12 protein-coding genes are annotated in these 11,888 nt (G+C 69.2%); 8 read left to right on the top strand and 4 right to left on the bottom strand.

The window, feature by feature from the left end:
- The first annotated feature begins 985 nt into the window (after positions 1-985).
- The 5 genes from AB0M88_RS25215 to AB0M88_RS25195 all read left to right on the top strand — a co-directional run bounded on the left by AB0M88_RS25215 (position 986) and on the right by AB0M88_RS25195 (position 4,233).
- The gene (locus AB0M88_RS25215; RefSeq protein ID WP_364106205.1) at positions 986-1,111 is read left to right on the top strand and encodes a hypothetical protein; all 126 of its coding nucleotides are present in this window, start codon (positions 986-988) and stop codon (positions 1,109-1,111) included.
- 166 nt (positions 1,112-1,277) lie between these two features.
- On the top strand, positions 1,278-1,598 hold the full coding sequence (locus AB0M88_RS25210) for a PadR family transcriptional regulator (protein ID WP_364106203.1): 321 nt from the start codon (positions 1,278-1,280) through the stop codon (positions 1,596-1,598).
- A complete protein-coding gene (locus AB0M88_RS25205; RefSeq protein ID WP_364106201.1) occupies positions 1,595-2,455 on the top strand; it encodes an isoprenylcysteine carboxylmethyltransferase family protein in 861 nt (286 codons plus the stop codon). The genes AB0M88_RS25210 and AB0M88_RS25205 overlap by 4 nt, the downstream gene beginning before the upstream one ends.
- Positions 2,456-2,491: 36 nt before the next feature.
- A complete protein-coding gene (locus tag AB0M88_RS25200; protein ID WP_364106199.1) occupies positions 2,492-2,998 on the top strand; it encodes a hypothetical protein in 507 nt (168 codons plus the stop codon).
- A gap of 236 nt (positions 2,999-3,234) precedes the next feature.
- On the top strand, positions 3,235-4,233 hold the full coding sequence (locus AB0M88_RS25195; protein WP_364106197.1) for an alpha/beta hydrolase: 999 nt from the start codon (positions 3,235-3,237) through the stop codon (positions 4,231-4,233).
- Positions 4,234-4,472: 239 nt separating this feature from the next.
- On the opposite strand, the gene AB0M88_RS25190 is transcribed toward AB0M88_RS25195, so the two are convergent.
- Genes AB0M88_RS25190 through AB0M88_RS25180 form a run of 3 tightly spaced genes read right to left on the bottom strand, consistent with a single transcriptional unit; the run spans position 4,473 to position 7,253 of the window.
- On the bottom strand, positions 4,473-5,942 hold the full coding sequence (locus tag AB0M88_RS25190; RefSeq protein WP_364106195.1) for a nitrilase-related carbon-nitrogen hydrolase: 1,470 nt from the start codon (positions 5,940-5,942) through the stop codon (positions 4,473-4,475).
- Entirely contained in the window at positions 5,917-6,507 is a 591-nt protein-coding gene (locus AB0M88_RS25185; protein ID WP_364106193.1) for a TetR/AcrR family transcriptional regulator, read from the bottom strand. Before AB0M88_RS25185 ends, AB0M88_RS25190 begins: the two co-directional genes overlap by 26 nt.
- A gap of 53 nt (positions 6,508-6,560) precedes the next feature.
- A complete protein-coding gene (locus tag AB0M88_RS25180; protein ID WP_364106191.1) occupies positions 6,561-7,253 on the bottom strand; it encodes a CHAT domain-containing protein in 693 nt (230 codons plus the stop codon).
- A 35-nt stretch (positions 7,254-7,288) separates the two neighbouring features.
- Here AB0M88_RS25180 and AB0M88_RS25175 point away from each other — a divergent pair, with 35 nt between their 5' ends.
- Together AB0M88_RS25175 and AB0M88_RS25170 are read left to right on the top strand one after the other, a co-directional pair.
- Complete coding sequence (locus tag AB0M88_RS25175; RefSeq protein WP_364106190.1) at positions 7,289-7,810, top strand: DUF6232 family protein; 522 nt, start codon at positions 7,289-7,291, stop codon at positions 7,808-7,810.
- Positions 7,811-7,817: 7 nt separating this feature from the next.
- A complete protein-coding gene (locus AB0M88_RS25170; RefSeq protein ID WP_364106188.1) occupies positions 7,818-8,039 on the top strand; it encodes a hypothetical protein in 222 nt (73 codons plus the stop codon).
- Positions 8,040-8,060: 21 nt separating this feature from the next.
- On the opposite strand, the gene AB0M88_RS25165 is transcribed toward AB0M88_RS25170, so the two are convergent.
- Positions 8,061-9,131, bottom strand: coding sequence for an NAD-dependent epimerase/dehydratase family protein (locus tag AB0M88_RS25165; RefSeq protein ID WP_364106186.1), 1,071 nt, complete (start codon positions 9,129-9,131; stop codon positions 8,061-8,063).
- A 174-nt stretch (positions 9,132-9,305) separates the two neighbouring features.
- Here AB0M88_RS25165 and AB0M88_RS25160 point away from each other — a divergent pair, with 174 nt between their 5' ends.
- A complete protein-coding gene (locus tag AB0M88_RS25160; RefSeq protein WP_364106184.1) occupies positions 9,306-11,888 on the top strand; it encodes a carboxylate--amine ligase/circularly permuted type 2 ATP-grasp protein in 2,583 nt (860 codons plus the stop codon).

Below are 11,888 nucleotides of genomic sequence, written 5' to 3'. Positions count from 1 at the left end.
TGATCGACACTTCGGACAAGTCACTTCCCGGACCCGCCAGACCACAGCCTAAAACACCACTCACGATCAACACTTGACAGAGAGGGGTGCCAGATGAGGACGCAGCGCGACCATTCTTGGCGTCCGCCGACCGAGTCGCAACCACGAAGCGATCGGCCCGGGTGATTTTGCGTATGACTGCTGTCCGCGCTCTATGCGGCGGCCATACGACATCGCCGGTGCGGTTTTCTACAGTATTTTGCTGCTCGCTGTTCCTGGTGTCGTACCGCAGAAGAACCACGCCGTTTCGAATCCGGTCGCGTGGTCAGCTTCCGGTTTGCTGATCCTGGAAGAGTGGGTGCCTTTGCCGCGTGCGGTTGGACAGACCGCATTTGGATTTCGTCGACGAGGCCGGCGTCCAGTAGTGAGTGCATGGCCGAGACCGCCCAGCTACGAGCGGCGTTCCACCACCGGATGGCCGACGATCCGACCGGCCGAGCGTTCTGACCTGTGGCTTCCGACCCGCCTGGCTGGTCGACCTCCTCTGTGCGCGGCCGATCGAGCAGGAACAGACCTTCGACGAGGAGATCGACCGCATACGCAGCACTTCGCCGACCGCTCTGCCGGCCGACCAGGCTCCTACCGACGATCCGCGCTGCACGTACCGGACCCGTCGGACCGGATCGCCGATGTACTGGACAGGGTCTGGACCACCGCGGTCAAGTCTGGCTGGCAACGCCGCAAACGCTCCTTCGACGCGGACACGATCGCGCGCATCCGACAGCTGAGCACCGGCGGATGGGCTGCCGCCTTGGACGACATGCGACCAAACATGCCCTCACTCGGGGAGGGGCGACTGCGGGTCAACGCGTACGACTATCCCGCCGCAGGACCTCGCCGACGGCTCACCGGTGTTCATCCCGATCACCGGCGCCACGGCTGGGTCGGCTGGCGCCGGCCGCACGGCCCGGCGCACGCGACTCCGCTCACTCGCTTGGACAACCCGATGAGCACCACCCAACTGGTCGCAGCGACCGGCTTCGCTTTCGGTGCGGTCGGCAACACCTCAAGATCCTTCTGGACGCACAACTCGTACGCCGCCGCCGCGCCGTCCTCTACTACGCACACCTGACGGCGACCGTCGGCTCGTAGCGACCACGCGACCCCGCGACCGCCACTTCTCCGACACGCCGTTCCCGTGACAGGTGGGATGAACCGCCACGTCGCCAGCGCCTGGCACGTGAAACGTACCCTGCTCGTACACTTTCCGTAGTAGCTCGTCGATCGAGGAGGTGCGCGTGACGAGGGATTCCATCCGCGGGTCGTCAGACCGCGGCATTCTGGTTCTGACCAGCTTGGCCGAGGCACCTAAACACGGATACGCGCTGATCAAGGATATTGAGGACTTCGCCGGCGTCCGGCTGGGTCCGGGGACGCTGTATGGCGCGCTGGCGATGCTGGAGGCGGCCGGGTTGGTGGAGCCGTTGCCGGCCGGCGACCGGCGGCGGCCATACCGGATCACGGCGGCCGGACAGGAGCAGTTGCGCGAGCGGTTGACCGAGGCGGCGCGGATCGCCGAGGTTGGACTGCGGCGTATCGCAGCGGCTGGCGCGCTGTGATCCTGGGGCTGCTGCGGCTCTATCCACGCAGCTGGCGAGACCGGTACGCACGTGAGGTCGCCTGGCTGGTCACCGACCTCGTGGAGGCGGGAGAGCTGACACCCGTACACGCCGGATTCGACCTTGTCGTTGGCGCGGGCGCAGCGTGGCGGAAGGTCGTCGGCGATCGAGCAGTCCTCCTGCGCCTCGGCGCAGTGTTGGCGTTTGGCGGCGGCGTCGCGCTGCTGCTGGCCCGGCTGGCTCCAGCAGGACCGGTCGGGACCTACCTAAGAACCCATCCTTGGGGACTGCTGATCCTGCTCGTCCAGGCCGGGTGGCTGGTGACCGAGGCCGCCGAGTTCTGGCGCGGACGGCAGTCGCGGCATTGGCGCGAGGGACCACGTCCCAACATGCGCACCTACTGGTGCGCACTGACCGCCGGTGTCCTGGCCGGAACGGCGGTGCTCAACCTGGCGCCGGTCGTTGCTCCTGTCGCCGCGATCCGTCCGAGCACGCCGATCCAGGTCGCCGGAGTCGTGTTGATCCTGGCTGGCACCGCGGTGCGGGAACGAGCGTTTCGCGCGTTGGGCGACCGGTATTGCAGCTTCGCCATCAAAGTCACCGCCGGCCAGTCGATCATATCGACCGGCCCGTACCGGCGGCTGCGTCATCCCGGACACGCCGGCATGCTGCTGACCTGCGTCGGCATCGGCGCCATCACAGCCAATTGGTTAGCGCTTGTCGCGCAGGCGCTGTTGTCGCTCGCGTTCGTGCTGTGGCAGAGCCGGGTTGAGGAAAAAGCAATGCTGGCCACCCTCGGCGCCCCCTACCGGCAGTACGCGGCGTCCCGCAAACGGCTCGTGCCGCTGCTCTGGTGACCACGACTATTACACTTTCCGATATAGTCGACGATGATGAGCACATACGACGCCGCCGCGGCCGCACACGCCGCCCGCCCGGCTCTGTTCTCGGTGGCGCTGACGCTGGCCATCCTCGTGCTGGTTGTGGCGAGGCGGATTCGCGGCCGTCCGCTGCGGTCCGAACGGCTCCTCATCCTGCCGCTGGTGCTGATAGGGCTTGGCCTGGCCGCGACTGTCCCACCGGCCTTGAACACCCACCTACACGCAATCGACTACGCCGTCATCACCGGTGACGCGGTGTTGTCGCTCGGCCTCGGCGGTGTCCGCGGATACACCGTCGTGATCTATCGCCACCAAGAGGCGTTCTGGTATCGCTATGGCCCGGCGACCGTCGTCCTATGGGTGCTGTCGATCGTGCTGCGCATCGTGCTCGCAGCGGTGGCCACTCCGCTTGGCGCCGACTCGGTCGTCACCGGCAACAGCCTGATGTTCTGGCTCGGCATCACCCTTCTGACGCAGAACCTCGTTCTTTCCTACGGTCGCCGAGACTCGGCCGTATGACAGTCGCATGGCAAAGTTTGACCGGCAACCGGCGCCGTGCTCTGGCAAAGCCGCGATGCGCAGGCCGCGAAGTCGGACGCGGTCGAGGCGCGCGTGATCGGCGGCAAATCCGGATGTCCCGCGGCCGGGGCGACTCACGCCATCCTGGCCAAGAGTGCAGAGTCCGTTCTGTTCCGCCCGGGGTAAGGGTAGGTAGGGCTAGCCCCCGTCCGAGAGTGTTGCGAGCAGGATCGAACGTGGTCGAGAAACCGCGAAAAATGATCTCCATGACTGCACAGAACGATCTCGGCACCACTCAGAAATGGTCTCGGTTCCGCCGGGCCGCCTTCGCCCTTGTCCTGCCTGTCGCCGTAGTCGGCGCGGTCTTCGGGTGCGGCGATGCGGCGGCGCCGAAAACCGCGCACACGACCGGCCCAGCAGCTCCGACTCCCGCTGCCGCGACCACCGCGGCCGAGCCAGCAAACTCGGCCCCTGCGGCAGGCCAGCGCATGATCACCAACAACGGGCATCGCCTCGCGTTCTATGTCACTCCCGGCCACGCACCGGCCATCGTGTTGGACTCCGGTGGCGGCGAGGATCACATTCAGTGGAAAGACCTCGTCCCGCAGTTGTCGGAGGCGACCGGGTCGGAGATCATCACCTACGACCGGGCCGGGCTGGGCGACAGTGACGAGGTGAAGGGCCCATGGGACGGCCGGGCAGCCGCCTCTGACCTGCAGGCCGGTCTGCGCGAGCTCGGCGTCACCCGCAACGTAGTCCTCATGTCCCACTCGCAGGCGGGGGAGGTTGCCACCTACTTCGCCCGCGCCAATCCAGGCGTGCTGTCCGGGGAAGTACTCGTCGACGCCAACGTGCCGCAATTCTTCACCGACAAGGAGATCCAGCGCCTCGTCGCGCTCACCACGCCGCAGATTGAAGCGCTCAAGAAGCAGCCCTCGACGAAGGCGAACCGGCAGCTCATCGCCACGTCCGAGAACTTCGGTCCCACCCATCGGGCGTACCACAAGGTCTCCTGGCCAAACAACGTCCCGGTCACCTACATCGCGTCGGAGAAGACGCCGTTCGACGGCTCCTCGCAGGACGCCCAGCGCTGGCGCGACGCGGCAGCCGCGTTTGTCGCGGCCGGGCCCGGACGCACACTGATCACCGCCAAAGGAAGTTCACACGAAATCCCGCAGGACCAGCCCCAGCTCGTCGTCGACGAGATCAAGAAGATGGTCGCCGCTCGCGGCTGAGCCGCCCCAACTCCGATACCACCCGGCCCCGAATCAGAGGCGTCCGGAGATCTGCCGGTGTGAATTTTGTAACGCCAATAGCCCGATTCGAAACTGTAGAAGTCGCTTAGTGGGCATGATCGAGCGCCCTCATCTCGGCAGATCCGCGCACCGGCCTCGGGGCGCGTAGTGACGTCGGTGGTTCTCTCTGATCTGAGCCCGTCTCACTGGATCTGATCCGCGGGCGGGCATAGCGTGCCTCACTGTCGGCCACCCGATGCCGCGGCTTTGTCCGGCGACCGGCGCGTTCCCGCGCGCCGGCGCGTGGCAGGTAGGGCCGCTATCAGGCCGCTGAGGGCGGCGGCGAGGCAGAGCCAGGCGAACCAGTCGCCGTGGCGGCTGTAGAACGTCGCGACCGGGCCCGTGACGTCGGCGGTGATCGTGGTGAACCGGGCCGGTCCCTCGGAGCGGGCCTGCGCGAGCACCCGCCCTCGGCCGTCGGAGATCATCAGCGTGCCGTTCTGCGCCGCCCAGACCACGGGCAGCCCGTTCTCGACGCCGCGCAGCAACGCGGCGCGGCTGTGTTGCCAGCCGTTGCCGCCGTTGTCGGAGGCGGGGATCGCGAGCAGGGACGTGCCTGCCGCGCCGTAGTCGCGGCTGGGCCGGGCGAAGTCGACGTCGGCGCAGATTTCGGCGCCTGTCCTGGTGCGGGGCGCGAAGACGAGGTCGTGACCGGGCCGGCTGACGAGGTCGTGCTGTTTGAGGTAGCGAGCCGGGCTCCCGCCGTCGGCCGGAAAGATCAGGGCGACGTTGTCGACGCCCCGCCCCTGGGCCGGGGCCTGGACGAACCCGAGCACGATGTCGACGCCGCGGGCCCGGGCAACCTGCCGCATCGGCTGTGTCAGGGCGGCGGGGTCGGCCTCGTCGGAGCCGAATGCGGCCTCCGGCAGCACGACGGTGCGTACGCCCTCCGGCAGGTTCTCGATCTCGCGGACGTAGCCGGCCACGAGCCCGTCGCTGACGGGAGGCGCCCAGGCGTACCGGTTGGGCGCGATGGCCGCGACCCGTTGCGGCGGGCCGGCGGTGCCGCGCAGGCCCAGGATGCCGAAACCCAGGACGGCCCCGAACGTCAGGACGCCGACTGCCGCGGTGCGCAGGCGCGCGGCCCTCGGCGCGGCGGGCGCGAGCAGCGCCGCCACCACACACGGAGCGAACATGACCAGGAACTCGACCGCCCACATCCCGGCCACCGCGGTGGCCTGGAGCACCAGCGGCCGGTCGCCCTGGTCGTTGGCGAAGGTGCCCATGAGGCCGTGCGGGTTCACCGTCGCCACCAGGTAGAGCACGCCGGTCCAGGCCGCGGCCGGGGCGACGGCGGCGAGTAACGCGCGGCCCCGGCCGGCAAGTGAGCGGAAGAGCCAGACGGTGAGTACGAAGGTCAGCGACATGCCGATGTTGATCGTCAGGCCGACGGGCACCATCGGTTCGTCGTGGGAGTGCAGTTGGAACGCCCAGCTGTTGGCCGTGCCGAGCAGGTACGCGCCGAACGCGACACCGAGCGCGGTCCTGGCCGGCACGCGGGGTGCGAGGAGCAGCACGGGCAGCGGCGCCAGCCAGGTCAGTGCGGCGATCGGAGCGAGGCCGGTGCCGAGGTAGCCCAGCACCGCCGAGCAGGCCAGTGCCGCCGCCGCCCATAGCCGGCGCTCACCGGTCCTTGGTCGCCACTCCATCGAGAGCCCTTTCCACGGTTCGCCGGCACAGGCCACGAAAGTCTTCTTCGGACAGGCTCATCCGGCCGCCGAGGTAGAGCTGCACCAGGCCCATTGCCGGGGTGGTAATGGCCAGAGTGACCTCAACCGGATCATCTTGACGCAGCGTCCCCTCGCGCATGCCCTGCTCGATGACCTCGAGCACCGGTGTGAACGCGGGGGATTCTCCGGCGCGGAAGTCTTCCGGGAACCGCCGTACGCCCTCCCGCCGGTCGGTGATCAGGAACAGGTAGAGGGCCGGCTGGCCGAGCGCGAAGTCGAGGAAGTCGTCCAGTAGTCCGTAGAGACGGCTCTCGAAGTCGGGCTTTCGCTTCCGTTTCCCCCACTGCTCGCTCAGGTCGGCGAAGGCGGCGTCGGCCACCGCCCGCAGCAGCGCGTCCCGGTTCGGGTAGTGCCGGTAGCTGGCCATCGTGGTGAGGCCGGCGTCGGCCGCCACGCGGCGCATCGTCACGGCCCCGGCCCCCTCCCGCAGGAGGATCGCCAACGCCGCCGCCGCGATCCGCTCCGCCGCATCCCGAGCCGTCATGTGTACAACGTACACCAGAACGTGTACGTCGTACACATGAGCCCGGCGGCGGCCTACCGCGCTTCGATGAGAGGGCGGTCGGCGTCGCCCGGGCGGGCGATCAGCCGGGGTACGTCGCTGTCCGGCACGTCATGCAGGTTGAGGCTGTTGCGGGCCAGATCGAACGAGGTACGGATGGAGCGCCCGTCGGCGAGGGCGCGGTAGAAGCCTTTCGAGAACTGGATGGCGGTGTCGTCGAGCACCTGCCGCCGCATGCCGACCACGCACGGCACGTGCCACGCGATCGCCTCGGCCTGGGCGTCGGTGTGGCAGGCGTTGAGCACGACGCAGCGCAGGCCGCGGTTCAGGATGCGGAACAGCTCGCTCAGCGCCTCCGGCTTCACCGAGCGCGGCTGCCCGAACTCGTCCAGCACCTGAATTCCGTCGCTCGGGTGACCGTGGCCGCTGAATTGCACCACGATCGGCTTGTATCGCATCAGCACGCGCTGCAGGTCGTCGAGGCGTACGGCATCGGCCGGGCGGACCTCCAGCCGGGCGGCGCCGCGGGAGCGGGCCACCTCCTCGACGATCGCCCGGCGCTCCTGGTCGAGCTGGAGCAGCGGATGCCCGGCCGCATTGGCGCTGAGCAGCAGAATCGTCGCGGGCTTCCGGGCCGCAGCGGGCGGCTGGAATGCCTCGCGGGAGTAGACGTTCTTGTCGCCTTTGAACCGGTCGCCGATTTGTTGGCCGATATTGATGTCACCCATGCCGGTAGCTGACGGACTGTCCGTCAGTCTCCGGCATGGCCAAGCACAACGGCGTCGAAGTACGCATCAGCCGAAGAACGATGTGGGTCGGCGAGAAGGTCTACCCGCTGCAGGCGGTTTCGAGCGTGGAACCGCTGGAGATCGTCCCGCGCCGCGGCCGGATCGTCGCCCGGTACCTCAGGAAGGCGGGCGCCTGGCTGGGGCTCGGGATTCTCGGGCTCATGGTGGTGAGCTGCGCCGGAAACACGCTGCCGCCGTCGGTCGTCACGGTCTATGAGCTGGGCGTGCTGGCCGGGCTGGTCGCCTCCACGGTTCATGTGATCCGCCGGCTCGCGAGGAGCACCCTCTACATCCTCAGCATCTACGCCGCCGGCCGCCCGCAGGAGGTCGTCGCGAGCTGGGACAAGAACCAGGTCTTCCAACTGCGCGACCAGGTGGTCGCCGCGATCGACGACCCGAGCGTCAACTACGCGGTCCACATCGACCACGTCGACGGCGACTTCCACCTCGGCGACCAGTACGGCGACCGGTTCACCGGCAACAAGATCGTGAACTGAGGCGGCGATGGGAAATCTCGGCGCCGCCCTCAACAACCTCGTCGTCAGCGTCATTCTGCTGCTCGCCGGGCCGACGATCTGCATGCTCCTGGTCCGGCGGTTCGTCCCCTACCTGGGCGAGCAGCTCTGGCGCGCCTATTGCAACGTGCTGATGTGGCTGCTCCGGGCCCCGTTCCGGCTGATCGGCGTGCTGGTCCGGGAGATCACCTCGGCCCGGCGCCGGCCCTGAACGCGGGCCGGCCCTACGGGGTCAGGCCTTCCACACGTCCTGGTTGGCCTCGTACATCTCGCGCAGGATGGCCGGGACGTCGTAGGTCAGCTTCCAGTCCGGGTAGTCCTGCTGGAACCGGCCGAGGCCGCTGATCCACCACTGGTGGTCGCCGACCCGGTTCTCCTCGACGTATTCGGTGCGTGCCTCGAGGCCGGTGATCTCCGACGCGATCGTGAACGCCTCGATGTGGCTGCAGTTCGAGAAGCGGCCGCCGCCCATGTTGTAGACCCCGGCGACCCGCGGCGCCCGGTAGAACGCCTCGAACGCGGTGACCAGGTCGTGCGAGTGGATGGCGTCGCGGACCATCTTGCCCTTGTAGCCATAGATGCGGTAAACCCGCTGCTCCATCACGCAGCGCATGACGTACGCCAGGAAGCCGTGGAGTTCCGCGGCCGAGTGGCCCGGTCCGGTCAGCGTGCCGCCGCGGAAGACGGCAGTCGGCATGTCGAAGTAGCGGCCGTACTCCTGGACCATGACGTCGGCGGCTACCTTCGAGGCGCCGAAGACCGAGTGCAGGCTCCGGTCGATCGACATGGTCTCGTCGATGCCGCCGTGCCACTTGTGGTCCTCGGGCAGCTCCCAGCGGGTCTCCTGCTCGATCAGCGGCAGCGAGTTGGGCAGGTCGCCGTAGACCTTGTTGGTCGAGGTGAAGATGAACGGCGCGTCGGCGCAGTGCTGCCGGACCGCCTCGAGCATGTTGATCGTGCCGACCGCGTTGACGTCGAAGTCGGTGAACGGCTCGCGGGCCGCCCAGTCGTGCGACGGCTGAGCCGCGCAGTGGATCACCAGGCCGACGTTGCGGCCGAGCTTCTCGAACAGGCCCAGCAACGCGGAACGGTCGCGGATGTCGATGTCGTGATGGGTGTAGCGGTCGCCGACCTCCTTCTTGAGGCGGTCGAGGTTCCACTTGGTGGAGCCGTCGGCGCCGAAGAAGTAACCACGCATGTCGTTGTCGATGCCGACCACGTCCATGCCGAGGCCCGCGAAGTGCCGGACCGATTCCGACCCGATCAGGCCGGCGGATCCGGTCACGACGACGACACTGCTCATCTCACAACCTCCGGGTAATAGAGAACGGCCCGAGGTTACCGGGTGTGTGCGAGGGGCTCGGCCGCCGGTGGTCCCGATGCTTGGCGCGAGGCCGAAATGGGCACGCAACATGTTCGGCACATCCGATGGCGAGGCTCCGGCTGATCCCCCCGGACGAGACAGGTGGAGAGAGAAATGACGGAGTCCCTGCCCGTGACGACGGCGCACGCGACGGCCCAGCCCGAGCTGACCCTCGGCGTGGAGGAGGAACTGCACGTCGTCGACCTGGTCACCCGCGAGTTGGTGCCGCGCGCCCCGGAGATCCTGGCCCGCCTGAACGACGACCATTTCTCGGCCGAACTGCACCGGTCCGTGGTCGAGACGAACACTCCGGTCGCGGGCACTCTCGACGAGCTGCGGGAGGGGATCGCCGGGCGGAGGAAGGCCGCGATCAGGGTCGCGGAATCGCTCGGGCTGGGTCTGGCCGCGACCGGAACGGTGCCGCTGGTCGACCTGGAGTCACTCCCCGTGACGCCCACGTCGCGCTACCGCCGGATGCTCGACGACTACCAGCTGCTGGCCCGGGAGCAGCTGATCTGCGGCGCCCAGGTGCATGTCTCGGTGCCGGACCGGGACGAGGCGGTCGCGGTGGCCCAGCGGGTCGCGGCCCATCTGCCGGTGCTGCTCGCGTTGAGCGCCAGCTCGCCGTTCTGGATGGGTGAGGACTCCGGTTACGCCAGCGTGCGGTCGCTGGTCTGGCTGCGCTGGCCGACCGCCGGGGACCCGGGCGTGCTGAATTCGGCGGCCGAGTTCGACGAGCTGGTCGCCGACCTGATCGCCTCGGAGACGATCGCCGACCCCAAGATGGTCTATTTCGACGTCCGCCCGTCGGCCCACCTGCCCACGGTCGAGCTGCGGGTCACCGACTCGTCACCCGATGTCGACACCGTGGTCCTGCTGGCCGGGCTGTTCCGGGCGTTGGCCAGGAGAGCCCGCGACGATCACCGGGCGGGGAAAAAGATGATCACCGCGAAGCCTCCGCTGCACCGGGCCGCACTGTGGCGGGCCGCCCGCTCGGGCCTCGAGGGCGACCTCCTCGACCTGCCCCGCTCCCCCGCTCCCGTGCCGGCCGCGGTCGCCGTCGAGCACCTGGTCGCCGAGCTCCGTCCGCAGCTGGAGGAGCTGGGCGACTGGGAGCAGGTCTTCGACCTCTCGGTGCGGGCGCTCAGCCGGGGCAGCTCGGCCGCCCGCCAGCGCCGGGCGCTGGCCCGGCGCGGCCGGCTCTCCGACGCGGTCGATCTGGTCGTGGCGGACACGCGGGGCGGGGCGACGGGTCTCGCGCCGATCGGCGCCGGCGCCACGGTGCCGGCCGGCCTTTTCCCGTACGCCCGCAGCGGTGACGAGGCATTCCCGGACGGTGAGGTCGCCCCCGAGTACACCGGCCTGGTGACCGCGCTCGGCGCCCTCGGCTCGGCCGGACTGCGGCGGCGCGAGGACAAGCGGGACGACGAGCAGCGGGCGCGCGGCATCACGTTCAGCGTGGCCGGCGAGGCGGCGACCCGGCTGTTCCCGTTCGACCTGGTGCCCCGGATCGTCCCGGCCGCCGACTGGCGCGACCTGCGGACGGGGCTGGTGCAGCGGGTGCGGGCGCTGAACGCGTTCGTCAACGACGTCTACGGCGAGCGCGCCGTGGTCGCCGACGGCATCGTCCCCGACTGGGTCATCGACGGCTCCCCCGAGTTGCGGCCGAGCGGCGCCCTGATCGGCTCCGACCGCGTACGCACCCAGGTCGCGGGCGTCGACCTGGTCCGCGACGACCGGGGCGGCTGGCGGGTGCTGGAGGACAACCTGCGGGTGCCGTCGGGTATCGCGTACGCCATGCAGAACCGCCGCCTCACCGGGAGCGTCCTCCCCGAGCTGCCGGAACCGTCCGGTCTGCTGGGTGTCGAAGACACCCCGGCCCTGTTGCGGCGTGCCCTGCGCGAGTCGGCGCGCCCGGCCGCCGCCGACGACCCGCACCTGGTCGTGCTCAGCCAGGGCCCGGACGACTCGGCCTGGTTCGAGCACCGGATGCTGGCCGAGGAGATGGGCGTTCCGGTGGTGCGCAGCACCGAGCTGTTCGTCGACGGCACGCGGGTGTTCCGGACGCGGGACGGCAAGCGCTACCCGGTCGACGTGGTCTATCTGCGGATGGACGAGGACACCCTGATGCACGCGCCGGGCGCGGACGGCATGCCGCTCGGCCCGAGTCTGGTCGCCGCGCTGCACGCGGACACCGTGGTGCTGGCCAACGCGCTCGGCAACGGGGTCGGCGACGACAAGGCGATCTACGCGTTCGTGCCTCGGCTCATCGAGTACTACCTGGGTGAGCGGCCGCTGCTCGCCGACGTGCCGACCTATCTGTGCGGGGTACCCGAGCAGCGGTCCGAGGTGCTGGGCCGGCTCGACGAGCTGGTGTGCAAGCCGGTCGACGGCTACGGCGGCGACCGGATCCTGATCGGCCCGCACGCGACGCCCGAGGAGCTGGACGCCGTCCGCCGGCAGATCCGCGCCGCCCCGCACCGCTGGGTCGCCCAGGAGGTCGTGCGGCTCTCGACCCACCCGGTCTTCGACGGCCACGAGCTGTCACCCCGGCACGTCGACCTGCGGGCCTTCGTCTTCACCGGCGAGCACTCGGTCGTCGCCCCGGCCGCCCTGACGCGGGTCGCCCCGTCCGGCAGCATGATCGTCAACTCGTCGCGGGGCGGCGGTTCCAAGGACACCTGGTTGCTGAGCTGA

Origin of the sequence: Actinoplanes sp. NPDC051411, assembly GCF_040682075.1 — a bacterium.
Classification (GTDB): domain Bacteria; phylum Actinomycetota; class Actinomycetes; order Mycobacteriales; family Micromonosporaceae; genus Actinoplanes.
This window is presented reverse-complemented; position numbering and strand designations above follow the sequence as displayed.